General features: G+C 53.2%; 24 protein-coding genes and 2 tRNA genes. 13 read left to right on the top strand and 13 right to left on the bottom strand.

The genetic code is table 11. The annotated features are described in order from the left end of the window. The first annotated feature begins 11 nt into the window (after window positions 1-11). The 3 genes from NCTC9997_RS05425 (at window position 12) to NCTC9997_RS05415 (ending at window position 3,589) form a co-directional block, all read left to right on the top strand. Window positions 12-1,568, top strand: coding sequence for an ABC transporter substrate-binding protein (locus NCTC9997_RS05425; RefSeq protein WP_064977524.1), 1,557 nt, complete (start codon window positions 12-14; stop codon window positions 1,566-1,568). A gap of 108 nt (window positions 1,569-1,676) precedes the next feature. After that, window positions 1,677-2,651, top strand: coding sequence for an ABC transporter permease (locus NCTC9997_RS05420; RefSeq protein ID WP_010861956.1), 975 nt, complete (start codon window positions 1,677-1,679; stop codon window positions 2,649-2,651). A gap of 2 nt (window positions 2,652-2,653) precedes the next feature. Further along, window positions 2,654-3,589: an ABC transporter permease gene (locus NCTC9997_RS05415; RefSeq protein WP_010861957.1), complete on the top strand. Its 936-nt coding sequence runs from the start codon at window positions 2,654-2,656 to the stop codon at window positions 3,587-3,589. Between the two features lie 196 nt (window positions 3,590-3,785). On the opposite strand, the gene NCTC9997_RS05410 is transcribed toward NCTC9997_RS05415, so the two are convergent. The 8 genes from NCTC9997_RS05410 to napF form a co-directional block, all read right to left on the bottom strand. After that, a tRNA-Ser gene (locus NCTC9997_RS05410) sits at window positions 3,786-3,873 on the bottom strand. Window positions 3,874-4,262: 389 nt separating this feature from the next. Beyond that, the gene (napC, locus tag NCTC9997_RS05405) at window positions 4,263-4,880 is read right to left on the bottom strand and encodes a cytochrome c-type protein NapC (protein WP_064977523.1); all 618 of its coding nucleotides are present in this window, start codon (window positions 4,878-4,880) and stop codon (window positions 4,263-4,265) included. Between the two features lie 14 nt (window positions 4,881-4,894). Next, window positions 4,895-5,353 (bottom strand): nitrate reductase cytochrome c-type subunit, encoded by a 459-nt coding sequence (napB, locus tag NCTC9997_RS05400; RefSeq protein WP_064977522.1) that lies wholly within the window; start codon window positions 5,351-5,353, stop codon window positions 4,895-4,897. After that, complete coding sequence (gene napH, locus NCTC9997_RS05395) at window positions 5,350-6,216, bottom strand: quinol dehydrogenase ferredoxin subunit NapH (RefSeq protein WP_064977521.1); 867 nt, start codon at window positions 6,214-6,216, stop codon at window positions 5,350-5,352. The genes napB and napH overlap by 4 nt, the downstream gene beginning before the upstream one ends. Continuing rightward, complete coding sequence (napG, locus tag NCTC9997_RS05390) at window positions 6,216-6,968, bottom strand: ferredoxin-type protein NapG (protein ID WP_047709247.1); 753 nt, start codon at window positions 6,966-6,968, stop codon at window positions 6,216-6,218. The genes napH and napG overlap by 1 nt, the downstream gene beginning before the upstream one ends. Before the next feature lie 84 nt (window positions 6,969-7,052). After that, window positions 7,053-9,539 (bottom strand): nitrate reductase catalytic subunit NapA, encoded by a 2,487-nt coding sequence (napA, locus tag NCTC9997_RS05385; RefSeq protein ID WP_064977520.1) that lies wholly within the window; start codon window positions 9,537-9,539, stop codon window positions 7,053-7,055. After that, entirely contained in the window at window positions 9,536-9,802 is a 267-nt protein-coding gene (napD, locus tag NCTC9997_RS05380) for a chaperone NapD (protein WP_010861963.1), read from the bottom strand. Before napD ends, napA begins: the two co-directional genes overlap by 4 nt. Continuing rightward, window positions 9,795-10,304, bottom strand: a complete 510-nt coding sequence (gene napF, locus NCTC9997_RS05375) for a ferredoxin-type protein NapF (protein ID WP_010861964.1) — start codon at window positions 10,302-10,304, stop codon at window positions 9,795-9,797. Before napF ends, napD begins: the two co-directional genes overlap by 8 nt. A gap of 416 nt (window positions 10,305-10,720) precedes the next feature. Here napF and narQ point away from each other — a divergent pair, with 416 nt between their 5' ends. Both narQ and NCTC9997_RS05365 read left to right on the top strand, forming a co-directional pair. Then, window positions 10,721-12,445: a nitrate/nitrite two-component system sensor histidine kinase NarQ gene (gene narQ, locus NCTC9997_RS05370; protein WP_064977519.1), complete on the top strand. Its 1,725-nt coding sequence runs from the start codon at window positions 10,721-10,723 to the stop codon at window positions 12,443-12,445. A 204-nt stretch (window positions 12,446-12,649) separates the two neighbouring features. Continuing rightward, complete coding sequence (locus tag NCTC9997_RS05365; protein ID WP_064977518.1) at window positions 12,650-13,315, top strand: response regulator; 666 nt, start codon at window positions 12,650-12,652, stop codon at window positions 13,313-13,315. Window positions 13,316-13,634: 319 nt separating this feature from the next. Here NCTC9997_RS05365 and NCTC9997_RS05360 read toward each other — a convergent pair. Next, window positions 13,635-13,722 (bottom strand) — tRNA-Ser (locus NCTC9997_RS05360). A 350-nt stretch (window positions 13,723-14,072) separates the two neighbouring features. On the opposite strand from NCTC9997_RS05360, the gene NCTC9997_RS05355 reads away from it, so the two are divergent. Both NCTC9997_RS05355 and tusE read left to right on the top strand, forming a co-directional pair. Continuing rightward, window positions 14,073-14,729, top strand: coding sequence for a Bax inhibitor-1 family protein (locus NCTC9997_RS05355; protein ID WP_064977517.1), 657 nt, complete (start codon window positions 14,073-14,075; stop codon window positions 14,727-14,729). 130 nt (window positions 14,730-14,859) lie between these two features. Further along, a complete protein-coding gene (gene tusE / locus NCTC9997_RS05350) occupies window positions 14,860-15,198 on the top strand; it encodes a sulfurtransferase TusE (RefSeq protein WP_036768522.1) in 339 nt (112 codons plus the stop codon). Here tusE and yccX read toward each other — a convergent pair. Next, window positions 15,195-15,467, bottom strand: coding sequence for an acylphosphatase (yccX, locus tag NCTC9997_RS05345; RefSeq protein WP_010861969.1), 273 nt, complete (start codon window positions 15,465-15,467; stop codon window positions 15,195-15,197). The two genes, tusE and yccX, sit on opposite strands and share 4 nt — an antisense overlap. Window positions 15,468-15,628: 161 nt before the next feature. Between yccX and rlmI the strand changes: the two genes are divergently transcribed. Both rlmI and hspQ read left to right on the top strand, forming a co-directional pair. Continuing rightward, window positions 15,629-16,819 (top strand): 23S rRNA (cytosine(1962)-C(5))-methyltransferase RlmI, encoded by a 1,191-nt coding sequence (gene rlmI, locus NCTC9997_RS05340; RefSeq protein ID WP_010861970.1) that lies wholly within the window; start codon window positions 15,629-15,631, stop codon window positions 16,817-16,819. 369 nt (window positions 16,820-17,188) lie between these two features. Further along, entirely contained in the window at window positions 17,189-17,506 is a 318-nt protein-coding gene (hspQ, locus tag NCTC9997_RS05335) for a heat shock protein HspQ (protein WP_010861971.1), read from the top strand. A 108-nt stretch (window positions 17,507-17,614) separates the two neighbouring features. Here hspQ and NCTC9997_RS05330 read toward each other — a convergent pair whose 3' ends face one another. Then, complete coding sequence (locus NCTC9997_RS05330; protein WP_064977516.1) at window positions 17,615-18,031, bottom strand: CoA-binding protein; 417 nt, start codon at window positions 18,029-18,031, stop codon at window positions 17,615-17,617. Window positions 18,032-18,232: 201 nt separating this feature from the next. On the opposite strand from NCTC9997_RS05330, the gene NCTC9997_RS05325 reads away from it, so the two are divergent. Both NCTC9997_RS05325 and NCTC9997_RS05320 read left to right on the top strand, forming a co-directional pair. Next, on the top strand, window positions 18,233-18,922 hold the full coding sequence (locus tag NCTC9997_RS05325; RefSeq protein WP_064977515.1) for a DUF2057 family protein: 690 nt from the start codon (window positions 18,233-18,235) through the stop codon (window positions 18,920-18,922). 128 nt (window positions 18,923-19,050) lie between these two features. Further along, window positions 19,051-19,509, top strand: a complete 459-nt coding sequence (locus NCTC9997_RS05320; RefSeq protein ID WP_010861974.1) for a methylglyoxal synthase — start codon at window positions 19,051-19,053, stop codon at window positions 19,507-19,509. Window positions 19,510-19,595: 86 nt separating this feature from the next. On the opposite strand, the gene NCTC9997_RS05315 is transcribed toward NCTC9997_RS05320, so the two are convergent. Then, complete coding sequence (locus tag NCTC9997_RS05315; protein ID WP_039046168.1) at window positions 19,596-19,988, bottom strand: VOC family protein; 393 nt, start codon at window positions 19,986-19,988, stop codon at window positions 19,596-19,598. 187 nt (window positions 19,989-20,175) lie between these two features. After that, window positions 20,176-22,353 (bottom strand): DNA helicase IV, encoded by a 2,178-nt coding sequence (gene helD, locus NCTC9997_RS05310; RefSeq protein WP_064977514.1) that lies wholly within the window; start codon window positions 22,351-22,353, stop codon window positions 20,176-20,178. Between the two features lie 268 nt (window positions 22,354-22,621). Here helD and NCTC9997_RS05305 point away from each other — a divergent pair, with 268 nt between their 5' ends. Next, window positions 22,622-23,044: a YccF domain-containing protein gene (locus NCTC9997_RS05305; RefSeq protein WP_230407393.1), complete on the top strand. Its 423-nt coding sequence runs from the start codon at window positions 22,622-22,624 to the stop codon at window positions 23,042-23,044. Window positions 23,045-23,064: 20 nt separating this feature from the next. Beyond that, window positions 23,065-25,224: a YccS family putative transporter gene (gene yccS, locus NCTC9997_RS05300; RefSeq protein ID WP_064977513.1), complete on the top strand. Its 2,160-nt coding sequence runs from the start codon at window positions 23,065-23,067 to the stop codon at window positions 25,222-25,224. Window positions 25,225-25,305 lie beyond the last annotated feature (81 nt).

The raw sequence follows: 25,305 nt of genomic DNA, 5'->3' as shown, positions 1-25,305 counted from the left end.
TGGAGAACAAGATGAAAAAAGGATTATCTAAAATTGCGCTGGCGCTGCTGGCAGCCGGAATGGCCTTTAACGTTGCCGCCGCTGACATCAAGGTGGCCGTAGCCTCCGATCCAACCTCACTGGACCCGCAAGAGCAGCTGTCGAATCAGACGCTGGAAATGTCGCATCTGGTGTTCGATCCGCTGATCCGCTGGAATCAGGAGCTGCAATTCGACCCGCGTCTGGCCGAAAAATATGAGCGTATCGACGATAAAACCATGCGCTTCCACCTGCGCAAAGGGGTGAAATTCCACTCCGGTAACGACTTTACCGCTGATGATGTGGTGTGGACGGTTAACCGTCTGAAAAACTCCCCAGACTACAAAGCGATTTTCGACCCGATCGCCGAAGCCAAAAAGGTGGATGATTACACCGTGGATCTGATCACCAGCAAGCCTTATCCGCTGGTGCTGCAAACCGCGACCTATATCTTCCCGATGGACTCTAAGTTCTACAGCGGCACCGCCTCTAACGGTAAGCCGAAAGATGAGATCATCAAAAACGGCGCGTCATTTGCCTCCACCAACGTTTCCGGTACCGGTCCTTTTACCGTTAAATTCCGTGAGCAAGGCGTGAAGCTGGAGTATGCCCGTAACCCAAATTACTGGGATAAAACCTCCAAGGGTAACGTCGACAACCTGACCCTGGTGCCCATCAAAGAAGATGCCACCCGTGTAGCAGCCCTGCTGGGTGGCGATGTGGACGTGATCTATCCAGTTGCGCCAAACGATCTGGAGCGTGTAGAGAAAGGTCAAAATACCCAACTGGTGACCCTGCCGGGTACCCGCGCCATTGTGGTCGAGCTGAACCAAAACACCAACCCAGCGCTGAAAGACAAGCGTGTGCGTCAAGCAATTGAATACGCCATCAACCAAGAAGCGATTGTTCAGAAGATCAACAAAGGCTTCGGTACGCCAGCCGGTCAGTTGAGCCCGAAAGGCTATGCCGGTCATAACGAAGCGCTGACGCCACGTCACGATCTGGATAAAGCTAAGGCGCTGATGAAAGAAGCCGGCTATGAAAATGGCTTTAAAGTCACCTTTATCGCCCCATCGGCACGTTACGTGAACGACGTGAAAATCGCGCAAGCCATCTCCGCCATGCTGTCGAAGATCAACATCAAAGTGGATCTGAAAACGATGCCGGTAGCCCAGTACTGGCCGGAGTTCGACAAGTGCGCGGCAGATATGCAGATGATTGGCTGGCACTCAGATACCGAAGATAGCGCCAACTTCTTCGAATTCCTGACCTTCACCAAAGATGCCAAAACCGGCATGGGCCAGTACAACTGCTCCGGTTACGCCAATGCCGAAGCGGACAAACTGGTGGTCGATGCCAATAACGAAACCGATCCGGCCAAGCGCGCAGCCATGCTGCAGAAAGTAGAAGCCATTTTGGCCGATGATGCCCCGTTCGTGCCATTGCACTGGGAAAATCTGGCCTATGGCGCGAAGAAAAATGCTGACATCAAGCCTGTCATGAACGTGATGAACTTCCCGTACTTTGGCGATCTGGTGATCAAGCAATAAGGTCCGCCCGCATGGGTCTGTGACCACCAGGGAAACGGCGGAGGCCGCAAGGTCTCCGCCCGCTGTAAAAGCCTGCATCGATAAAGCAGGCCATATAAAGGGACGCGTATGTTTACATTTCTGCTCAAACGTTTTTATCAGGCGGTGATCGTGATGTTCGTGATCAGTCTGGTGGCTTTTGCCATTCAGGACAATCTCGGCGATCCACTGCGTGAAATGGTGGGCCAATCAGTGTCCGAGGCGCAGCGCCAGATCCTGCGCGATCAGATGGGGCTGAATGATCCTTTTTTGGTGAAATACACCCGTTTTCTGCAAGGCGCCATTCATGGCGATCTGGGCACCTCCTATTTCTTTAAGCGCCCCGCTCTGGAAGTGATTCTGGATAAGCTGGTCGCCACCTTGGAGCTGGTTTTCGGCGCTACGTTGCTGATTATTTTTGTCTCCATCCCACTTGGTGTGTACTCGGCGATCCGCCCACGCAGCATGCTGACCAAATTCATCATGGCCACCAGCAGTATCGGCATCTCCATTCCGGTATTCCTGACCGCCATCATGCTGATGTATGTGTTCTCGATTCAACTCGGCTGGCTACCGGCCTATGGGCGTGGGGAAACCGCCAATGTGCTGGGCTGGGATTCGGGCTTCTTTACGTGGGATGGGATTAAACACCTGATCCTGCCAAGCATTGCTCTCTCCTCTATCATGCTGCCGCTGTTTATCCGCTTGGTGCGCTCTGAGATGCTGGAACAGCTGTCATCGGAATACGTGAAATTCGCCCGCGCCAAAGGGCTCAATGATCATCAGGTGTATTACCGCCACGCGCTGAAAAACACCATGCTGCCGGTGATCACCGTGGGTGGCGTGCAGATTGGTACCATGGTGGCCTACACCATTTTGACCGAAAGTGTTTTCCAGTGGCCGGGCACCGGTTTCCTGTTTTTGGAAGCTATCCACCGCGTGGATACCCCGTTGATTACTGCCTACGTGATTTTTGTCGGACTGCTGTTTGTGGTGACCAACACGCTGGTCGACCTGCTATACGGCTTCATCAACCCAACTGTTAACCTGACCGCCAAGGGGTAAGTATGACTCAAGCCGTAACCACCAGCCGCTGGGCGCGCTTTAAAAACTCCGACATCGTGTACTACTTCCTGCGCGATAAAGTGGCGATGTTCTGTTTCGTGGTCTTTCTGGTGTATGTGCTGGCGGCGATGCTGGCACCTTGGATTGCACCGCACAACGTGTATGACCCAACCAGTTTTGACCTAATGGATGCCGAAATGCCGCCATCATGGCTCGACGGTGGCGATCCGCGTTTTTGGCTCGGCACGGACAACCAAGGGCGTGACATCTGGAGCACCATTTTGTATGGCTCACGCATCTCACTGGCGATCGGCATTTTTGCCGTAGCTCTGCAGATGCTGCTGGGAGTGGTGATCGGGCTGACCGCGGGTTACTCCGGTGGCCGAATCGACAACTTACTGATGCGTTTTGCCGATGTACAGTTGTCGTTCTCCACCATGATGGTGGCCATCATCATCTCGGCAATCTTTCAGGCGACCTTTGGCTCCGAGTTTTTCTCTAAATACGCCATTGTGATGCTGGTGGTGATTATCGGGGTGGCCGAATGGCCGCAATACGCCCGTACGGTGCGCGCCTCGGTGCTGGCGGAGAAGAAAAAAGAGTACGTGGAAGCGGCCAAGGTAATGGGTTTTCGCGCCCCGCGCATCATGTTCCGCCATATTCTGCCAAACTGCTTGTCGCCGATTCTGGTGATCTCCACTGTACAGGTGGCAAACGCCATCATGAGTGAAGCGGCGCTGTCGTTCTTGGGCTTAGGGATGCCGGTTGACCAACCGTCGCTGGGCTCGCTGATCAGCGTTGGCTTTAACTACATCTTCTCGGGCTCGTGGTGGATCACCGCCTTCCCCGGCGTGTGCTTGGTGCTGCTGGTGCTGGTGATTAACTTGCTGGGTGACTGGCTGCGCGATGTGTTCAACCCGAAAATCTACAAGGGCTAACAACGTAAAGCTTCAGTAAGATTTGAGGGATAAACTACAGACAAAAAAACAGCGCCAATAGGCGCTGTTTTTCTTTTGGATTCAGCAGGCTTAGCTAAACAATCACAAGCTCCGTGATAAGAGCCCAGATAAGCACATAACATTTGCCAAACGCTGAAAACAACAAACCCGCGACATGCGCGGGTTTATTTGAATTTGGCGGAAGAGTAGAGATTCGAACTCTAGAACGCTTTCGCGTCGCCGGTTTTCAAGACCGGTGCCTTCAACCACTCGGCCACTCTTCCGTATTTGTGTGGCGTACTATAATCATCTCACTGAGGCTTGTAAAGCACCGCGCGATTCAATTGCTTTATTTTCAGTCAATTAATGGCTTATTTTATTTGTTTGGCGAGTTATTGGCCAATTTCATTCCCCATGCTTGATATATACCCAAACGACTTGGAGTTGCAGTTAGGCGGCAAGTGAGTGAATCCCCATGAGCATAGGCAAACTATGTGCAAATTATGTGATTGGAGTGAACGAGCGTAGCCAACCGCTGCAACTTCAAGTAGGAAGGGTATAGCAGCAACCCCCGCAACAAATCACTAATATAAAAAAACCGGTGCGATTCACCGCACCGGTTTTTATGCTGACAGACATCTCAACGCATCAAAGCATATAGAGACGAATGAAATTAGAAGCCACTCGGCACTCCGCTCATATCCGGTAACTTGTGCGCGATCCCCTTATGGCAATCGATACAGGTTTTACCCGCATCCATCGCTTGGACGTGCATTTTCGAGGCTACCGTTTTTTGTACCGACAAATCCATGCTATCGAAGTTATGGCAGTTTCGGCACTCTTGCGAGTTGTTCGCCTTCATCCGCGCCCACTCGTTTTGCGCCATTTGCAGCCGGTGCGCCTCAAATTTTTGCGGCGTATCAATCAAGCCCAGTGCTTTCGCATACAACTCTTTACTGGCTTTGATTTTACGCACCATCTTAGGCACAAACTCGTGCGGGACGTGACAATCTGGGCATGTAGCACGCACACCACTGCGGTTGGAGTAATGGATGGTTTCCATGTACTCCTCATACACGTTGTCTTTCATTTCATGGCAACTAATACAGAAACTTTCGGTATTCGCCATTTCCATGCCAGTGTTGAAGCCACCCCAGAATAAGACGCCAGCGATAAAACCGATAATCAGCAGCGTGCCGAGCGCCAAACGGCTAGGCCGACGCCACCACTGCCACAATCGACGTAGCAGTCCCGGCTTTTTGCCTTCCGGTGCTTGATGTTGTTGAGTCATAACGGCTCCTTAACTTACTGACCGAATCCGCTGGATGGCTTGAACGAGTTATCGATAATTGGCGCAGCATCGGTCTGCGGTACATGGCACTGCAAACAGAAGTAACGGTTTGGTGCTACCTGCCCCAACATTTTGCCGCTGGCATCAATAAAGTGTGTCGGGCTCACGCGCATTGCACCGGTGGTGCGGTAGTTCTCAACCCCGTGGCACTGCAAGCAGCGGTTGGTGTTTTTCGAGATCTGATAGCCGTCAATACTGTGCGGGATCAATGGCGGCTGATTCACATAATTTAGCGCCATACGCTCTTGTTGTTTTGGCATACGCACCTGACCTTCTGCCGTGCCGGACACTTCCGGTGACTGAGTCAGATCAACATTGGCCAAACTCACATTCGCCATCAGGGAAGCCACTACGGCAACCAGACCGAGCAGCACTCTCAGGGAGAACCGCGTTTTCAGGGGATGACTCTTCATTCTTTATCTCCCGAACGATGAAATCGTGTTTTAAATTCCAGTACGTGCTCCGCACATACATCCATGCAGCGTCCGCAGGTCATGCACGCATTGTCAGTCACCTGCGGCTTATGAGTTTTATCAAACAGCGGTCCACGTAAGACCTGTGGCTCTGGGCACACGTGTAGGCAATCCATACAGCGAGTGCACTGCTCGCGCTTCACCGCACTTACACGGATCAACGCCGGTTTGCCCACGACGCCATACAGCGCACCCAGTGGACACAAATGCCCACACCAACCGTGCTCGGTCACCAGCAGATCGAAAACGAAAATCGCCAAGATCAGCCACAAGCCGCTAAACGCACCAAACAGCAGACTGCGCCCCAGTAAAGCCACCGGGTTAAGCCATTCCCACAGCAAGGTGCCGCTAACGGCGCTACCGACCAAAATCATCAGCAGTAGCCCATAGCGCAGATTGCGTGACAGCACGGTTGATTGACGTAGATTCAAGCGTCGACGCAGCCAAGCGGCCAAATCCGTCACCGGGTTCAGCGGACAGACCCACGCACAAAAGCCGCGGCGCACCAACAGGCCATACAGCAGCAGTACTACGCCAACCCCTAACCATGTGGTCAGTAGCGGCCAGTGGCCCGCCGCCAGACTTTCCAGCAGCACCAGCGGATCGGTCATCGGTACGGTATCGAGCAGCAAACTGCCACTGTAGTTACCTCGCAGCAGCCAAATCCCCCACCACGGGCCGCTCAAAAACATCAGCAGCACCGTCAGCTGACAAGCCCGACGCAGTAACAACCAACGATGGGCATGCAACCAACCATGACGTTGCCGCGCATCGTGACCGGCTTTCGCAACGGGATTAGCCATCACTCACCTCCTTGCGGTGTGCGTACCGGTAATTGTGGCTGTGAAGGGATCAGCGCGTGACCGGCTTTCTCCTTCTCTTTCCACCCCAACCGGTAATGATGGCCTAGCTCACCACGCGCCAGCGATAACGGCAGCACCTTGATGGCCGACTCTTCCAGTACGCACGCCTGTTCGCACTTGCCACAACCGGTGCAGTAATCACTGTTCACGGTCGGCAAGAACTTGGCGTGCTTACCGGTGCGCGTGTTCTGATGCAGCTCCAGCGTGATAGCCTTATCAATCGCCGGACACACCCGATAGCACACATCACAGCGCAAGCCCTGCCAGTTCAGGCAGTTCTCATGATCCAGCAACACCGCCAACCCCATACGGGCATCGTCGATATTGGTCAGATCAGGATCCAACGCCCCGCTTGGGCATGCCGCCACACAAGGAATGTCATCACACATCTCGCACGGCGTTTTCCGCGCGATGAAGTATGGCGTTCCCGCCGATGATGGCGACAACAACGTTGCCAGATGCAGCGTGTCGTACGGGCAAGCCTGCACGCACTGCCCACAACGGATACAGGCCGCCTCAAAGCGCCCCTCCGGCAACGCGCCAGGCGGACGCAGCGCCAGCCCATCTTTTGCCTGAGATTGCTTTTGTTGCAGCCCCAGCAGCAAGGCCAATCCGGCCAAGCCACCTGCGCTGCGCACCGCGTCGCGTAAAAATCGACGCCGTGCTGGTCCTTTATCCCGTGGTTCTGACATCCGGTACTTCCTTCCGTCTTACTCTGTTACGTGTGACGCTGTTTGATGCATATTTCTTGCGACGACTATTGCAAAGACAACGAGTTACGCTTTTTCGAGCTTAACTGCGCACTTTTTAAAGTCGGTTTCTTTCGACAGCGGGTCGGTCGCATCCAGCGTCAGGTTATTCACCAGCTGGGCCGCATCAAAGAACGGCATATACACCAAGCCCTGCGGCACGCGGTTACGGCCACGGGTTTCCACAATCGAAATCACTTCACCGCGACGCGAGATCACTTTCACCTTGTCGCCACGGCGTAGGCCGCGCGCTTTCGCATCCAATGGATGGATAAACGTCACCGCTTCAGGGAAGGCACGGTGCAGCTCTGGCACACGGCGGGTCATTGAACCGGTATGCCAATGCTCCAGCACACGACCGGTCGACAACCACAGGTCATACTCTTCATCTGGGCTTTCTGCTGCCGGCTCATACGGCAACGCAAAAATAACCGCTTTACCGTCTTTATGACCGTAGAAACGTACCCCTTCACCGGCTTTAACAAACGGATCGAACCCTTCGCGGTAACGCCACAGGGTTTCTTTCCCATCGACCACCGGCCAGCGGATGCCGCGCACTTGATGATAAGTATCAAACGGCGCTAAATCGTGACCATGGCCGCGGCCAAAGAAGGCGTACTCTTCAAACAGCCCTTTTTGCACATAGAAACCAAACGCGCGTGCTTCATCGTTCAGACGATCGTCTGGGATCTCGCTCAGCGGATAGGCATTGACCTTGCCATTGGCGTACAACACGTCAAACAGGGTCTTGCCCTTAAGTTCTGGCTGTTTAGCTAACAAGTCGGCAGGCCAAACTTCATCCACCGTAAAGCGCTTGGAAAACTCCATCAGCTGCCACAAGTCAGATTTAGCCTCACCCGGCGCTTTCACCTGCTGGTGCCAGAATTGCGTACGACGCTCAGCGTTACCGTAAGCCCCTTCCTTCTCCACCCACATCGCGGTTGGCAGGATCAGGTCGGCAGACAGCGCACTGACGGTTGGATACGGATCGGAAACCACGATAAAGTTGCGCGGATCACGCCAGCCCGGCATCCGATCGGCATTGATGTTCGGACCGGCCTGCATGTTGTTGTTACACATCACCCAGTAGGCATTCAGCTTGCCATCTTTCAGCGCGCGGTCTTGCGCCACGGCGTGCAGACCCACTTTTTCTGGGATGGTACCGGCCGGTACGTTCCACTGCTGTTCGGTGATCTGGCGGTGTTTTTCATTGGTCACCACCATGTCTGCTGGCAGACGGTGCGCAAAGGTGCCCACTTCACGCGCCGTACCACACGCGGATGGCTGGCCCGTTAAGGAGAATGGACCACAACCCGGCTTGGAAATCTTGCCGGTCAGCAGGTGGATGTTGTAGCACAGGTTATTCGCCCACACGCCACGGGTGTGCTGGTTAAAGCCCATGGTCCAGTAGGAGACGACCTTGATGTTCGGGTCAGCATACAGCTTCGCCAGCTCGATCAGCTGATCTTGCGGTACGCCGGTCATCTTGCTGGTTTTTTCTACCGTGTATTCAGATACGAAGGCTTTGAAATCGTCAAAGCTCATTGGCTCAGCTGCCCCGCTACCAGCGTTCTTGGCCGCTTTCTCTAACGGATGATCTGGGCGCAGGCCATAACCGATATCGGTCGCCCCTTTACGGATATTCACGTGCTTATCCATAAACGCCTGATCAACGGTATTATTCTGGATAATGTAGTTGGCGATAAAGTTTAAGATCACCAGATCCGATTGCGGGGTGAAGATGATCGGGTTATCCGCCAGCTCAAAGCTACGGTGCTCAAAGGTCGACAGTACCGCCACTTTGACTTTGTCATTGCTCAGACGGCGGTTGGTGATGCGCGACCACAGGATCGGGTGCATCTCTGCCATGTTGGAGCCCCACAGCACGAACGCATCGGCTTGTTCGATGTCGTCATAGCAGCCCATCGGTTCATCCATACCGAAGGTACGCATGAAGCCCACCACCGCCGACGCCATACAGTGACGCGCGTTCGGGTCGATGTTGTTGCTACGAAAACCCGCTTTGAACAGCTTGGCCGCCGCGTAGCCTTCCCACACCGTCCACTGACCGGAGCCAAACATGCCAACAGCATCTGGGCCTTTTTCTTTGAGCGTGCCACGGAATTTATCCGCCATCACATCAAAGGCTTGATCCCACGTGACCGGGGTGAACTCACCCTCTTTGTCATACTGACCGTTTTTCATCCGCAGTAACGGCTGGGTTAAGCGGTCTTTACCGTACATGATCTTCGGCAGGAAATAGCCTTTGATGCAGTTCAGACCACGGTTAACCGGCGCATCAGGATCGCCTTGCGATGCCACGACACGGCCATTTTGCGTACCGACCAGAACACCGCAACCTGTACCGCAGAAACGGCACGGCGCTTTGTCCCATTTAATTTCGCCACCTTCGCCCGTAGCGGCATTCACCGCGACCGGCAGGGTGATCCCCGCAGCAGCTGCAGCGGCCGCGACGGCGTTGGCTTTCATGAAGTCCCGACGACTGAGTTTCATGGTGTTTCCTCACCTTGCTCATCCTGCTGGTGATAAACCAGCGACACCGCCAGCACGCCTGCAACGTTACGTACTGACTCAATTCTATCCAGTAAAGCAGCAGAATCGCTGCCTTGAACGACCACCACCAACTTGCCTTGCTCCGGCTCGGTAGCGGCCACTTCGGTATCGGCAAAGGCGGATAAAGCCTCCGCCACCGACGGCACGGCTTCCGGTCGGGCCTGTACTACCAGCCCGCACACGTGCCACGTTGCGTTATTCATTATTGTTCCTTACATCGTGCGTCATGCGGACCGCCTGTACTGGGCAAATGCTGACGCACGCCCCACAGCCAGTACAAACCGCCGTATCCAGCGCGAGCTTCGCCACTCCGCCGGCTTGTGGAATAAAACGGATCGCCCGTACCTCACATACATCCTGACAACTGCGGCATTCGGTACCGCACGCAGACAGGCAATTCGGCCCAATCTCTGCTTTTATTGACCAAGGCGCTTGTTGCGCAGCTTGAAACAACGGTAAGGTGCAGCTATCCGCACAGCGGCGACAGAATGTGCATTCAGCACGGGAAAAATCAGCAATGGGAAAACCGCCTTCGCCGGTGGTGAGTACGCCAGTTTCACACTGACGGATACATTCGGCGCAACGCGTACACTGATCGGTAAATAGCGGATCCGGTATCGCCCAAGGGGGACGTTGCTCTGTTTGACCGAGCCGGGCACTTTTCCAGCGGCCACGTAATAAATGACGCCGCGATAAACTGGTCATCGCATGCTCCTATGACACAGCGCATTCATGAGGGAAATATAGCCACCAAATTCCGGTTAACACTGTATTACTATTGTTCACCGTTTATCACGGTTCTGCGACCAAGTGTTGCTGATGTGCTGAGTATGCAAAATCAGCGTTAAATGGTAATACCCCGAAAGAGGTGACTAGCGGGTAACCTTGCGCAAGATCAATTCTTGGCACGGATTTTACGTGACCTAGATCTCTGAATCACAACAGAAAATTGGGGCGAAGCACGCCGCTTTTGTCTGACATATTAGCAAGACCAAGTGGGCTAAAATGCACGTTCAACCGCGTGTTGAAACACGGCACGTTGAAAGAGTGCGCTTTGAAAGATGGAATAAAAACTGAACACGATAAACAAACAGACACGCAAAGAGACAAGTGAAGATCAGGTGTTAGTTAAACGCTCTGTCACCCGAACGTTAGCTCGTCCGCTCACTGCGATTATTTTGCTGGCAATTTTATCCACCAGCATTGCGCTGCTGACCATCGCCGGCAATATCAGTAATGCTGAAGCCGTCAACGTGGCCGGCTCACTGCGCATGCAAAGTTACCGGCTAGCCTACGATCTGACCAGCCAGCCGCAAGATATTGATGCGCACTTGTCTGAATACCGACGCTCGCTGCTAGCCCCTTCCCTGCGTAAGCTCACACGCTTTTATGTGCCGGAGCGCGTACGTGAAGAGTATGTGCAGCTGCTACTAACCTGGCGCACCCTCGAACAACAGCTGCAACACGGCCACAGCGAAGCTTTCTTACAAGGTCTAGCCGCCTATGTCAGCCGAATCGACCACTTTGTGTTGGCCTTACAACACTATTCTGAGCAAAACATGACCCAAGTGGGGATCGTGATGCTCAGCGGTCTGCTGGCCATCATGGGGCTGGTGTTGTTTGCCCTGCGTACCACGCGGCGTGAAGTCGTGGCGCCGCTCAATAAACTGCTGAGCGCTAGCCGCCAAATCCAAAACGGCCAATTTTCACCGCTGGCGCTCGATAGCGACCTGCCAAACGAGCTAGGCGTGCTGTCCACCACCTTTAGCCGCATGGCCGGCGATCTGGAAAAACTGTATCGCTCGCTGGAAGACAAGGTTCAAGAAAAAACCCTCAGCCTGACTCAAGCCAACCGCACCTTAAGCGTGCTGTTTGACGCCTCACAGGCTCTAACGGTCAGCCAAATTACCCGCCCGGGGTTGGAAAAGGTGCTGGATATTGTGCGGCGCAGTGAGCAGCTGGATTTCCTGCAACTGGACGTAACCGATCGCGGGCAAGGTTTGTGGAGCCTGCATAGCGGACAAGAGCCCGCGCTCGACAAACCAGATGCACAGCCAGTCTGCGAGCAGATTCTGAGTTTAGATGGTCAACCGCTTGGGATCTTGCGCTGGCCAGCTCACCAGCAACCTCAGCCGCAACTGATGCAAAACGTGGCCAACATGCTCAGTCGCGCCATTTACTTAAACCGCATGCAAAAACAGCAGATGCAACTGCTGCTGATGGAAGAGCGCTCCACCATCGCCCGTGAGCTGCATGACTCGCTAGCGCAAGCCTTGTCTTTTTTGCGCATCCAGATCACCTTACTGCGTCGCAGTACCGATCCGGATAATCCAAAAGCGCAGGCGATTATTCGCGATTTTGAACAAGCGCTCAATGACGCTTACCGGCAACTGCGTGAATTGCTGACCACCTTCCGCTTAACCATCGAAGAAGCGGATTTGCAAGCCGCACTACAGCAACTGTTAGCCCCACTGCGCGAACAAAGTCAGGCACAAATTGCGTTACACTGTGCGTTATCCTCACAATCGTTGAATGCCCAACAGCAAGTACATGTACTGCAGATTGTGCGCGAAGCGGTACTGAATGCGATTAAACATGCGAATGCACAGCACATTACCGTATGCTGTGACTGCGACAAAGATGAGCAGAATGTCATCCGGATTACCGATGATGGCGTCGGGATCGCGACCCTTGAAGAGCCAGAAGGCCACTACGGCCTGACCATCATGGCTGAGCGCGCTGCGCGCTTGGGGGGAAAACTGGAGATTTGTGCGACCGAACAAGGCGGCACCGAAGTGCGACTCAGCTTTGACCCTGTCACCGCCAATAACGTACCACCGAGCTAATTTACTGTAGTATATAAAAATTCTTGGGCAGACATCGGAGCCCGGTCGGAGCAAAAACAGATAACTATTCTCTTAAGCACCACGCGCTTAAGAAACATGCTCTGAAGATCCATCCCAGAATAACAAATGGGGTTTAGCTATTTCGACTCAGACAACGTTGGTTTACTGCCGATAAACCGACACGCAAAAATTAGGACAGAATTGATGGATACCAACCACACCACACCGAACACCACCGCCACGTACAGCGTGATGATTGTGGATGATCACCCGTTGATGCGCCGTGGTCTGCGTCAGTTACTGGAGCTAGAGCCGACGTTTGATATCGTTGCCGAAGCCAGCAGTGGCAGTGAAGCTATTGCGCTGGCTGGCCGTACTCAACCAGATATCATCCTGCTGGATTTGAACATGAAGGGGTTATCTGGGCTAGATACCCTGCATGCGCTACGTAATGAAGGCATTGATGCGCGCATTATTATCCTGACCGTTTCTGATGCGCGCAGCGATGTGTATGCGCTGGTCGATGCAGGCGCTGATGGCTACCTGCTGAAAGACAGCGAGCCAGAATTGCTGCTCAGCCAAATTTGTGAAGCAGCACAAGGGCAACAGGTGTTCAGCGAAACCGTGTCGGGCTATTTGAGCTCGCGCACCCAAATTACCGATCCACTGGCCGAATTAACGCAACGTGAAATGGACATCCTGCAAGGGGTTGCTCGTGGCATGTCTAACAAGCAAATTGCCGCTGAACAATTCATTTCGGAAGAGACCGTGAAAGTGCACGTGCGTAACCTGCTGCGCAAACTGAACGTTCGTTCACGGGTTGCCGCTACCGTGCTGTATCTAGAATATAAAAATCAGTGGTCGTCTTAAGTGCGTGACATTCATGCACGGATAAGCTCTGACTAACGTCTCTCGCTCTGCCGGTCCCTGCCGGCAGTGTGGCCATATCGATACATTGCCATATCGCTACTGAAGATAGCGCAACGCCACAAAATCTAACTCAACGCCTCACTCAGCATTTCAATATCGCACCTTATTTCACACCAAACCGCATTCCAATACCAACGAGCCCAGCACCGCCGTTAGCGACATGAGCACATCGGTATCCTAGCATCACCGCGTATGGGATATATGTGCAAGCTAGAAAGCAAAAAACCCCGTTGCTTTTCAGCAACGGGGTTTCGAAATTTGGCGGAAGAGTAGAGATTCGAACTCTAGAACGCTTTCGCGTCGCCGGTTTTCAAGACCGGTGCCTTCAACCACTCGGCCACTCTTCCGTTTTATTGAGGCGCACTATAATCGTCACTGCCGTGAATGTAAAGCCTCGCTGAACTGTTTGCTGAGATTTCATGCAGTTTGCTGCTTTTTAATCCGCACGAGACTTGAAACAGATCACATCTGCCCGCATATTTATCTCGTAGTGGGTAAGAATCCGCTATCATCGCCGGGTAACAGGTAGCCCTGTCACTCACGTAATAAGCAACACATCACGTTAATGAGGCGACGCAATTAAAGAACGTCACCCGTTTGCCGTTATGCGGCCTTTGATTGATTAGCACGTACCGCATGTACGTTGTGTTTTTTTATTTTGTTCTCAATAACTTTTGATTTGAAGAAGGAATAGACCATGGAACCTATCGTTATCACGCAACGTGAAACGAGCCTGTTAAGTACCCACAAGGTATTGCGTAATACCTATTTCCTGTTGGGCTTAACCCTCGCCTTTTCTGCGGCCGTCGCCACCACCAGCATGCTGATGGGTTGGCCACGTCCGGGAATGATTCTGACGCTGGTCGGTTTTTATGGCCTGTTTTTCTTAACCCAACGCTATGCCAACAGTGCTAAAGGTCTGGTCGCTACATTCGCGCTGACCGGTTTCATGGGCTACACCTTAGGCCCATTGCTGGGAATGTTCCTGAAAGCCGGTGCCGGTGATGTGATCCTGACTGCGCTGGGCGGAACGGCGTTGGTGTTCTTTAGCTGCTCGGCTTACGTGCTGACTACCCGTAAAGACATGTCCTTTATGGGCGGTATGTTAACTGCTGGCGCTATCGCGCTGCTGGTGCTGATGGTCGCGGGGATTTTCCTGCAGATGCCAGCCATGCATCTGGCAATCAGTGCCCTGTTTGTTCTGTTCTCTTCTGGGATGATTTTGTTTGAAACCAGCAACATCATTCACGGCGGCGAAACTAACTATATTCGCGCGACAGTGAGCCTGTACGTTTCCCTGTATAACCTGTTTGTCAGCCTGCTCAGCATTCTGGGCATCATGCGTGACGAATAAGTGATGACAATGGCGTGAATACCGACTTTCACGTACACCCAACAAACCCTGCTAAGGCAGGGTTTGTTTTTTGTGGATTTCAGCGCAAAATACCTTCCCTTTGAATCCTTGACACCGGAGCCTGAAAGGCATGACATCTCCTTTGGAATTTGCAGGACGTGTGATCGATACCGATGCCCACGGTTATCTTAAAAACAGTCAGGACTGGAGCGAAGCGCTCGCGCTGTTGATCGCCGAACGTGAAGGAATTGCGTTATCCGAAGCACACTGGGAAGTGGTGCACTTTGTGCGCGAGTTTTACCAAGAATACAACACCTCACCGGCCATTCGTATGCTGGTGAAAGCCATGGCTCAAAAGTATGGCGAGGAAAAAGGTAACAGCCGCTATCTGTATAAGCTGTTCCCTGAAGGTCCTGCCAAACAGGCCACCAAGATTGCGGGTTTGCCGAAACCGGTTAAGTGTATTTAACGGATTTCAAATTCTCCCAATTCGCAAAAGGGTACCTCTTCTGCCATCAAACACTCAACGGTGGCAGAACGGGGGCCTTCGCTGAGCCAGTTAATAAAGCGGTTGATCGTCTCCTCATCGCCACAAGCCAGTACCTCGACACGCCCATCGTTGAGGTTTTTGGCATAGCCTTTGATCCCCATCGCCAACGCTTTTTGTTGGGTGAAGTAACGAAATCCCACGCCTTGCACATGACCGGCTACCGAGATTTTCATGCTGATATTGCTCATGTCCCCTCCTGCTGTCCCCTCTTTTGAGTATCGCCTATAATCGAGCGGATATCCGGCTGAATAACGACAAGACGTGATACTGAACTCAGATTGCATTTCTTGCGCGTGTCACCGAGAATAGCGCCCCATTTCTATTTACCGTTCCTGCTGAGCATATAACCATGTCTGCACGTATCATTCTGGCCAAAGGCCGGGAAAAATCATTACTCCGCCGCCACCCGTGGATCTTCTCCGGTGCCATCGAGCGCGTGGAAGGCAAACCGTTGTCCGGTGAGACGCTGGATGTTTTTGACAAAGGCGGCAACTGGCTGGCCCGTGCGGCATGGTCCGCTGACTCGCAAATTCGCGGCCGCGTGTGGACATTCGATCGTGACGAGCAGATCGATCAAGATTTCTTTGTTCGCCGCCTGCAGCAAGCCCAGCAGTGGCGTAATGTGGTCGCAGCGCGTGATGACCTGACCGGTTATCGCCTGATTGCCGGTGAATCTGATGGCCTGCCAGGGATCACCATTGACCGTTACGATAACTTTTTGGTGCTGCAGCTGCTCTCATCCGGTGCAGAGTTCCAGCGGCTGAACCTGATGAATGCCCTGCGCGAATGCTATCCAGAGTGCAACATCTATGAGCGCTCTGATGTCGCCGTGCGTAAGAAAGAAGGCTTAAAGCAAGTGACCGGTTTGCTGCACGGTGAAGAGCCACCAAAACTGCTGCCAATTCGTGAAAATGGCGTGCAAATTCTGGTGGATATCAAAGAAGGTCACAAAACCGGTTTCTACCTTGATCAGCGTGAAAGCCGTTTGGCGGCCAGCCGTTATGTGAATGGCAAAAAAGTGCTGAACTGCTTCTGCTATACCGGCGCGTTTGGCCTGTTTGCTCTGAAAGGCAACTGTAAGCAAGTGGTGAACGTGGATGTATCCCAGCCAGCGCTGGATATCGCCCGTCAAAACGCCGAGCTGAACGGTTTTGATATGAGCCGCGCCGAGTTCGTTCGCGCTGATGTCTTCAAGCTGCTGCGTGAATACCGTGAGCAGGGCGAGAAGTTTGATGTGATCATCATGGATCCACCAAAGTTCATTGAAAACAAAGGCCAACTGGCTGGCGGCTGCCGTGGTTACAAAGACATCAACATGCTGGCCATGCAACTGCTCAATCCGGGCGGTACGCTGCTGACCTACTCTTGCTCAGGTCTGATGGAATCTGGCCTGTTCCAGAAAATTCTGGCCGACGCTGCGCTGGATGCCAAACGTGAAGTGCAATTCGTTGAGCAATTCACGCAAGCAGCAGATCACCCTGTACTGAGTACCTACCCAGAAGGTCTGTACCTGAAAGGCTTCGCCTGCCGCGTGATCTAAGCACGCTGCCGATTCGGTCACTGTACTTCCATGCAGTGGCCGTTTGCTTTGTGCTGGGTGGTAGTGCCCCACACTACCCAGCGCTACTTCTTCATATCCTTTTTTGTTTTTCCTTTTGCCTCTGCTTTTCTTCTGTAGCGATTTTTTCCATAGCGACTTCCCTCTATCTATTTGTTATTTCTTACTGTTTTCTCTAAAACATCCAACATCATTTATTTTTACGCTTTTGCTGCTCAGGGCGGGAGCAAGCGATAACATGCGCGGTCTAATAGAGAGTAAGAAGCAATAAGATTACGGTTACGCTCTTGAAATTATCCGATTACTCCCCCAGATTAAGAGGTAAGACGTCAGATTTTTTAGGAGGTCATCATGATTGCCGTGAAATTTAAACCCGGCCAGCAGGTTCGCCACAAGATGCTGGGCTCTCTCGGTGTCATCCTGGACGTAGACGCCGAATATTCACTGCAAAAACCGACCCCGGCAGAAATGGGGATTGATGATGCCCTTCGCTTGGCTCCGTGGTATCACGTGGTCATGGAGAATGAAGAGGGCGAGCCGGTTCACACGTATATTGCCGAGATGCAGCTGGATCGCGAAACATTGCCACTGCACCCCGACCAACCCAACTTAGACGATTTGGCCGACACCATTGTCGAAGAGTTGGAAAAAAATCGGGCGCTGCATTAATACATGCACAGCGCTGATGCTCAAAATCTTGCACCAAACACAAAGGCCACATCGATGCCCAATAGCAAATGATGTGGCTCTTTTTTTAGGCGAAGTGAAGCACGCGTATCAGGCTTTCTCTAAACCTAAACGCGGAATTTCAATTTTCGGGCAGTGATCCATCACCACCTTTAACCCCGCCGCTTGTGCCAACGCCGCCGCCTCTTCGTTAATCACCCCTAACTGCAGCCACAGCGATTTAGCGCCAATAGCGATGGCTTCACCAGCAATCTCATAAGCCGCATCGGCACTGCGAAAAACATCCACCATATCGACCGGTTCATCAATCTCCGCCAGCGTGCGTTTGACTTCCTGCCCCAGTAATTTCTGCCCCGCCAACCCCGGATTAACCGGAATGACGTGATACCCTTGCTCAAGCAAGTACGCCATCACGCGATAACTTGGTCGCTCCGGCTTATGACTCGCCCCCACCAGTGCAATGGTTCGCGTCGACTGTAATACCTCACGGATCAAGTCTTCGTGCATGGAAACCTCCTGTTACGATAATTCGCAAAAGACGATATGATCTTAGTCACACTGTTATATCCGGCTCAGGAAGTGATTGCAAAGTGTTGTATGATTCGGCATCTTTTGCTCACAGTTTTATGCATCTGTATTGCTGTATAGCATTTAAGCCGGAAAGATCTGCAGTGGCCTGTAAGAACCGGCAACCTTAAGGAGATAATAATGAAATTGAGCCATCTTTACGCTGGGATGCTGGCCCTGTCCTGTGCAACTCCGGCTCTGGCAGCCAGCTTAACTGTTCCAACTGACGTTGAATTGCTGATGGTAGACGGCCAGAAAGTGCCCAGCGGACTGCTGAAAAGCACCCCACACGTGAATCTGCCAAACGAGACCAGCCAGATCCTGTTCCGCGTTGAGAAGATTGTTCGCTCCGGCTCTGACCAAACTCTGTTTACCTCAGCACCGATTGTGGCGTCATTCGATGCCAGCGCCGATCAAAAACTGACTATCGAGCTGCCAAAGCTGAATACCGATAGCGATGGTAAGCGCTTCAATCAATCACTGGATTTCCGTTTGGTCGACCAAAACGGCAAAACTGTCCCGTACAAATCAGACGTGCTGGCCGTTGATGGCTTGATGTCATCCCGCAATATCCAAGAAGCTCTGGCAACCTATAACCACTCCAGCTCTGCGGCTGCCGTAGCCAACTTGGCACCAGCCATGACCGCGACCTTGGCCATTCCGGTAGCAGCCGGTGCGGCAACTGCCGCAAATACCGCGGTTACCCAGCAAACTGTTACCTTGCAGGGTGAAAATGTGCCGGAGCAAATGTTACAGTACTGGTTCCAGCAAGCCGATGCCAAAACCCAGCAGCGCTTTATGAACTGGGCTAAAGATCACGCTCGTCCGTAATCCTGCCCTGCGCTGATCCGGCACGGTTTGTCTGAGAATTCACAGCCTGTGGCTGTATAGTCAGTTACCGTGCCGGAAATCGGTGTTGTACCGATTTCTTGTGCAGAGATTTCAGGAAGGAACGCATGATGTATATCACAACCCGTACGATGCAGGCCCGCAAGCAGGTTGCACTGGTGGCCCATGACCACTGCAAAGAGGCCCTGCTGCGCTGGGTTGAAGAAAATATCGACACCCTGCGCAACCACGATTTGTATGCCACCGGAACCACCGGTTCCCTGATTTCCCGCGCCACCGGTCTTTCCATTCATAGCCTGCTGAGCGGCCCGATGGGCGGCGATCAGCAATTGGGCGCGTACATTTCCGAAGGCAAAATTGATGTGCTGTTCTTCTTCTGGGACCCACTCAATGCCGTGCCGCACGATCCCGACGTCAAAGCGCTGCTGCGTATTTCTGCCGTGTGGAATATTCCGGTTGCCACCAACCGCGCTACCGCCAATTTCCTGATCAAGTCCCACCTGTTCAATGAGCCGGTCGACATTGAGATCCCTGATTACCAGCGCTACCTGAGCGAGCGTCTTGGCTGATTCTTAGCTATCAGTTAGCTATCGGTTCAGAAACGCGCTTCACGGACGCAATTTACTAACGCTATACAAAAAAATAGTATGCCGCGTTAGGATACCAAGCGATTAGCAATCTCTATCAGGTTGCCATCGGGATCGCGGATATAGAACGATAATAGAGGGCCGGTTGCGCCAGTGCGCTGTACCGGCCCTTCTTCTATCTGAACGCCATTGGCTTTAACCCAGCGCATCGCTTCATCTAACGGCGTTTTGGTCAATAAACAGAGATCGGCACTGCCCGGCATCGGGGTCGCGGCACAGGGTTGAATAGGTCTAGCGGCAGGATGCAAATTGATCTTTTGCTCACCAAAGTGCAAAGCCGTGCGCTGCTCTTTGCCAAACGTCTCGGCATGCATGCCCAGAATATCCTGATAAAAATCGACCGTACGCTCGATGTCTTGCACGGTGAGAACCAAATGGTCGAGCGAGCAAAGGGTTAACATAGCACTCTCCTGTTATTGCACTGGCGTGGCGTCAGCATAGTTAGCGGCGTAGAAATTGACCGTACTGCCCCACCATAGCACCAATTTGTGACCCTGTATGGCTACCGTGGCTATTCAATACTCGATACCAGCCATGGCCAATACCTAATACTCAATGGCCAATGATTGGCCTCATCGAGCATCGTAATTATTGTGCTCGCCGATAAAACGGGACGTCAGCTTCGCGCAAGCGCGCCAAAAACCGCGAAGGTTCAACGCTATGCTCCGCCGAGTAATCAGTGGAATCGGCGGCTAACAGCCAGGTTTTCGCCCGCGCCCGAGTTAGCGCCAAATACAATAAGCGTCGCTCTTCGGCATCAGGAAAATATGCGGCGAGCGGTAACAGTGCCTGCTCGACCAGCGTTTCCCGCACGGGTGCCGGAAAGCCCTCACTGCCGCCCTGCAAACCCGTCAAAATGAGGTGCTCGCACTCGATGCCTATCAACTCATTCAGCGGGATATAGCGTAAAGACAGGCGTGGCCAGCGCCGCGCCGCGTAGTCCACACAAGCCGGTCGCTGTATAGCTGAGCGGCCGCTAATGACCACGGATTGCGTTGGCTGCAACACGCCGGAGAGTAAATCCAACAGTGGCTCTAATTCACCTTCCGGTAAAATGCGCACTGGGTGTTTGCTCGCATTATTAGGTGTATCACTGTTGGCACCATGCCACTCGATATCCCGATAATCTGGGTGCTGCTGCGCTAAACGCTGATTCACCGCCACTGCCGCAGCAGGCTGGCGAAAATCGGTATCAAGCGTGATGCAATACGGCTCACCAAAACGGGCAGCAACATCGCGGCGCAGCGAAGTGCCATCGCCAACATAACGGGTGATGCGCTGCCAATCATCGCCAAGGGCGTAGAAACGAGTCTGTCGATGCGTGACCAACGGTTGCAGCAAGTCCAGTTGCCGCGGTGACAAGAGCTGCGCATCGTCGCAAATAATGTGGGTAAACAAACTGACATAGCGGCCTGCCGCCAGCAAGTCTTGCGCTTGCTGCTCTAGCGTCAGACTATCTTGGGTACGCGCCTCTTTGAGGTGAGTGCGCCACGCTTTTAACAGCGGATTCAGTAGCCGCAGTTTTTTCTGCAGTGCTGGCTGCATCTCTTCATCCACCTGCGACTCAAGCCAACTTTTCTGACTGCCCGCCTGCCGACGCAGCAACATCAACCAACGATCGAGACGAACGCTTAATCGCGCGCATAGCACAGGATCTTGCCAGAATACCTCCTCCGCTAATGGCCAGCCCAACTCTTCGCCTAACCACTGCGCCCAACCTTTGGCTTGCGCGGCCTTCTCACTGCACTGGTTTTGCCACTGCGCAATCCAGAATGCGCAGCGCGCTGTGTGATCTGTTTCTAACGCATTGAGCTCGCTTAGCTTACGGCTATCGGCCTGCGCCACAATATGCGCGCCCAATTCATGCATCAGCCATATCGCGGGTAACTCCGCGTCTTGGCCCAGTGTAGCGCGCAGCACCTGCAACATTTGCTCGCGGCTAGCGGGAGCGCCGGCTAACAGCAAAATCTGCGACGCTTGCGCGCCCTCTTGTTGCATCAGCCATGCGGCGCGCGCAGCGGCAATATGGGTTTTTCCGCTGCCGGCAATGCCCTGCACCAGAACCCGAGGTTCGTTAAGGAGCAAAGCCTCTAATTGCGATTCCGTCGGCTGCGCGGCTGGCGGCAAGCAACCACCAAACAAATCAAACTCTTGCTGACGCAGACGTTGGATAAACTGCTGGTTGTAACGTCGCGTCAGCTCTTCGCCTTCATCCAACCAACGTTGGCAGAAGCTAAAGGGCTCCGCACATGCCTCCAAACAGGCTACGCGCTGTGGGGCTATCGGTAATGCTTGCCATGCTTGCAAAATCGTCTGCTGCAGCTGTTGCAGTTCATCGTTGGCCAACCAGCGCAACGCTTTGAGGCGGCTGATCAGTGGCCCCCCAGCTTGCGCCAGCGCTTGCAACACCAGTGGTAGCATCTCTTGTGTCCACTGCTGCCAGCGGCTTTCCAACTCGGCACAAAATGCGCGGGTGGCATTCCAATCGGTGCCATGCAAGGTGATCGTTTCGCCCTCTGCCAACGCTACTTGCAACTCGCCCCACACAATGCCACGGCGTATTTCTATAGCGAGCAGCTGCCGAAACGGGACGATTAACTGTTCACTGCGAGATTGAGCATCGCGATGCGATTCATTGCGAAGTTGATGACGGCGCTCATCGGTGAGCATACCGCGGCTAAAGCACAGGGCGTCATTCACCACTTCAACGGTGTGAAAAGGGTGCTGCGAAAGTCGGCGTCCGAGGCGGGTGGCAGTCAGTTTCATTGCGGCTACGTCATCCTTGGCATCATTGTGTTGCGGTTATATTGCGGTTCATTCAGCAGCCAAGTGTCGCTCGAACTGAGCTGTACACGGCTTGCTAACCAACAAGGTAGAACAGAAAGCGCTTATCCTGCATACAGGGTATGGCATAATGCCGCTTGGCGTAACAAGCTGCTGCCGTTATTGCGAAAAACACGCTAAAATCAGCACAATAATTGCTTTTTACAGGAGTCATCCCGTGGCAACTGCACTGAATATTTTTAACTTTGTAATGGGTGGCTTCATCACCACAATCAGCTGGTTTTTAGCTACCCTGCTCAGCATTGTGTGTATCGTTACCTTACCACTCACCCGCGCATGTTGGGAAATCACCAAGATGTCGTTAGTGCCATACGGTAACGATGTCGTGAAAGTCGACGATCTGGAAAACCGCAGCAACTCTTTGCTCGCTGCCGGTGGTTTTCTGCTCAACGTCATCTGGTTTGTGATTGCCGGTTGGTGGTTGTGTCTAGTGCACATTGCCGTGGGAATCGGCCAGTGCCTGACTCTGATCGGTATTCCGGTTGGGATCGCCCATTTCAAATTGGCCGTTGTGGCATTATGGCCAGTCGGTCGCCGCGTCGTGCCTAGTGAATTAGCGCGTCAAATTCGCAATGAAAAAGCGCAGATCACGATTGACCGCTATCGCCGCTAACAGGACGTTTAGTACCATCTATGGGTTCGTTTTCCCGACTTCGTCATTCGTTAAATAATAGCCGCTTCCAATACTGCCTGATGATTTTCATCGCCTTGGCAGGGGCGGCGCTCTTTCCTTGGCTGACCGGTGAGGTGCTGTCCACCATTCCGGTCACGCTGGGGGTAGTCGCCGCCGCGTTGACCGATCTTGATGATCGCCTCAGTGGTCGCTTGCGCAATATTTTTATCACGCTACTGTGCTTTTTTATCGCGTCGGTCTCCATTGAGATCTTATTCCCCTACCCGTGGCTGTTCGCCATTGGTCTTTTGATCTCTTCGTTCTGCTTTACCATGCTGGGTGCAATTGGTCAGCGCTACGCCACCATCTCTTTTGGTGCGCTGCTGATTGCGATTTACACCATGCTGGGAGTAACGCTGTACGATACTTGGTATCAGCAACCCTTGCTGCTGCTAGCCGGTGCCGTGTGGTACAGCCTGATTGCGCTGCTCAGCCATGCGCTGCGCCCTGTGCGACCGGTGCAGGAAAATCTGGCCAACTGCTATGAACTGCTGGCGCGCTATCTGGATGCCAAGAGCGCCTTTTTCGACCCCGATGAAGCTGACCGCTATGATGAGCTGCAAATTCAGGTTGCTCTCAGTAATGGCGCTCTGGTCAGTAGCCTGAACCAGACCAAGCTTTCCCTGTTATCGCGTCTGAAAGGCGACCGTGGCCAACGCAGTACTCGCCGTTTGCTGCGCTACTATTTTGTGGCGCAAGACATTCACGAACGCGCCAGCTCGGCGCATAACCAGTATCACGCACTGGCCAAGCGCTTTCGCCACTCCGATGTGCTATTTCGCTTCCAGCGCCTGCTGCTGTTGCAGGCCAAAGCCTGCCGTCAGTTAGCCAAGTCAATTATCAGTGGCGATGACTACAACCACGATTTTCGATTTGAGCGCGCCTTTAATCTGCTCAATGCCTCGCTGGAGCGACATCAGCCACAGCAAGCGGAAGATAAGCGTCTGCTGGCCTCGCTCAATTTTGTGCTACGTAATTTACAAGCGATTGACTGGCAGCTATCGCATATTGAGTCTGAGCAGATCATTGGCTTGCCACAAGACAACACGCTGGCTGACGATGGATTGCACGGCATTCGCGATATCTGGACGCGGATTCGCAATCAGCTGACGCCCGGCTCGGCACTGTTTCGCCATGCGGTGCGGATGTCGCTGGTACTGTGCGCCGGTTATGCCTGCATCATGGCGTTTAATATGGAGCGCGGGTACTGGATTTTGCTGACCAGTTTGTTTGTCTGCCAGCCTAACTACAGTGCCACCCGTCTGCGCTTACGTCAGCGGGTACTCGGCACCTTGGCGGGGATTATCGCCGGCTTACCGCTGCTGTATCTGATCCCATCACAAGAAGGTCAGCTGGTGCTGATTGTCGTTCTTGGCGTGCTGTTTTTTGCCTTTCGTACCGTGCAATACGGCTACGCCACCGCCTTCATTACCATGCTGGTGCTGTTCTGCTTTAACTTGATGGGAGCCGGTTTTGATATCGCCATTCCACGGGTTACCGACACCCTGATTGGCTGCGGGATCGCATGGCTGGCCGTGACCTTTGTGTGGCCGGATTGGCGCTATCGCCGTTTGCCGCTGGTGATCCAGCGTGCCATCGACAGCAATACCAGCTATCTGAATGAAGTGATTGCCCAGTATCAGCAAGGTAAGGATGACAGCCTGAGCTATCGCATCGCTCGGCGCGCAGCGCACAATGCCGATGCCGAGCTGGCATCGGTGATCTCCAACATGAGTTCAGAGCCGCTACGCTCACGGCGTATCCTCGAAGAAGGTTTTCGCTTGCTGTGCCTGAATCATGCCATGCTGGGCTATATCTCCGCGCTGGGGGCGCACCGCCATAAACTGCCGGATAACGCCGAATCACGCACACTGCTAAAAGAGGTCAGTCAGCATATTTTGCATCAGCTGCAAGCGGTTTCGGCGCAGCTGCAAGCCTGCCCTGCCCCTGAGCACAACAATACGCAGCAATTTGCACAGTCACTTTTAGAGCAAGATCTGCAAGATTCGGACTCGCGTTTTGTTCTGCAACAGCTAGGCTTAATTAACAGAATGTTGAACGAACTCAGTTCACTGACACAAAAAATTGTCTGCCGTTATGCAGAGGGGAGCGCAAGCTAGCGCAGCGCAGTGAGCGGCCCCGCTGTCGGCCGGCAGACAGAAGCAAGATAACTGTCATCGCAATCATGCATGATGGTTATT

Origin of the sequence: Plesiomonas shigelloides (assembly GCF_900087055.1) — a bacterium.
Classification (GTDB): Bacteria; Pseudomonadota; Gammaproteobacteria; order Enterobacterales; family CAMTGL01; genus Plesiomonas; species Plesiomonas shigelloides.
This window is presented reverse-complemented; position numbering and strand designations above follow the sequence as displayed.

Excerpts from the sequence above, each read along its gene's own strand:
- NCTC9997_RS05330 (WP_064977516.1), bottom strand. The coding sequence starts at position 18,031 with ATGCACGAAGACTTGATCCGTGAGGTATTACAGTCGACGCGAACCATT.
- NCTC9997_RS05315 (WP_039046168.1), bottom strand. The coding sequence starts at position 19,988 with ATGTTAACCCTTTGCTCGCTCGACCATTTGGTTCTCACCGTGCAAGAC.
- napF (WP_010861964.1), bottom strand. The coding sequence starts at position 10,304 with ATGACCAGTTTATCGCGGCGTCATTTATTACGTGGCCGCTGGAAAAGT.
- helD (WP_064977514.1), bottom strand. The coding sequence starts at position 22,353 with ATGAAACTGACTGCCACCCGCCTCGGACGCCGACTTTCGCAGCACCCT.
- NCTC9997_RS05355 (WP_064977517.1), top strand. The coding sequence starts at position 14,073 with ATGGAACCTATCGTTATCACGCAACGTGAAACGAGCCTGTTAAGTACC.
- NCTC9997_RS05420 (WP_010861956.1), top strand. The coding sequence starts at position 1,677 with ATGTTTACATTTCTGCTCAAACGTTTTTATCAGGCGGTGATCGTGATG.
- tusE (WP_036768522.1), top strand. The coding sequence starts at position 14,860 with ATGACATCTCCTTTGGAATTTGCAGGACGTGTGATCGATACCGATGCC.
- NCTC9997_RS05425 (WP_064977524.1), top strand. The coding sequence starts at position 12 with ATGAAAAAAGGATTATCTAAAATTGCGCTGGCGCTGCTGGCAGCCGGA.
- yccX (WP_010861969.1), bottom strand. The coding sequence starts at position 15,467 with ATGAGCAATATCAGCATGAAAATCTCGGTAGCCGGTCATGTGCAAGGC.
- rlmI (WP_010861970.1), top strand. The coding sequence starts at position 15,629 with ATGTCTGCACGTATCATTCTGGCCAAAGGCCGGGAAAAATCATTACTC.
- NCTC9997_RS05365 (WP_064977518.1), top strand. The coding sequence starts at position 12,650 with ATGGATACCAACCACACCACACCGAACACCACCGCCACGTACAGCGTG.
- NCTC9997_RS05325 (WP_064977515.1), top strand. The coding sequence starts at position 18,233 with ATGAAATTGAGCCATCTTTACGCTGGGATGCTGGCCCTGTCCTGTGCA.
- hspQ (WP_010861971.1), top strand. The coding sequence starts at position 17,189 with ATGATTGCCGTGAAATTTAAACCCGGCCAGCAGGTTCGCCACAAGATG.
- napD (WP_010861963.1), bottom strand. The coding sequence starts at position 9,802 with ATGAATAACGCAACGTGGCACGTGTGCGGGCTGGTAGTACAGGCCCGA.
- napB (WP_064977522.1), bottom strand. The coding sequence starts at position 5,353 with ATGAAGAGTCATCCCCTGAAAACGCGGTTCTCCCTGAGAGTGCTGCTC.
- yccS (WP_064977513.1), top strand. The coding sequence starts at position 23,065 with ATGGGTTCGTTTTCCCGACTTCGTCATTCGTTAAATAATAGCCGCTTC.
- napH (WP_064977521.1), bottom strand. The coding sequence starts at position 6,216 with ATGGCTAATCCCGTTGCGAAAGCCGGTCACGATGCGCGGCAACGTCAT.
- NCTC9997_RS05415 (WP_010861957.1), top strand. The coding sequence starts at position 2,654 with ATGACTCAAGCCGTAACCACCAGCCGCTGGGCGCGCTTTAAAAACTCC.
- napC (WP_064977523.1), bottom strand. The coding sequence starts at position 4,880 with ATGACTCAACAACATCAAGCACCGGAAGGCAAAAAGCCGGGACTGCTA.
- NCTC9997_RS05305 (WP_230407393.1), top strand. The coding sequence starts at position 22,622 with ATGGGTGGCTTCATCACCACAATCAGCTGGTTTTTAGCTACCCTGCTC.
- napG (WP_047709247.1), bottom strand. The coding sequence starts at position 6,968 with ATGTCAGAACCACGGGATAAAGGACCAGCACGGCGTCGATTTTTACGC.
- napA (WP_064977520.1), bottom strand. The coding sequence starts at position 9,539 with ATGAAACTCAGTCGTCGGGACTTCATGAAAGCCAACGCCGTCGCGGCC.
- NCTC9997_RS05320 (WP_010861974.1), top strand. The coding sequence starts at position 19,051 with ATGTATATCACAACCCGTACGATGCAGGCCCGCAAGCAGGTTGCACTG.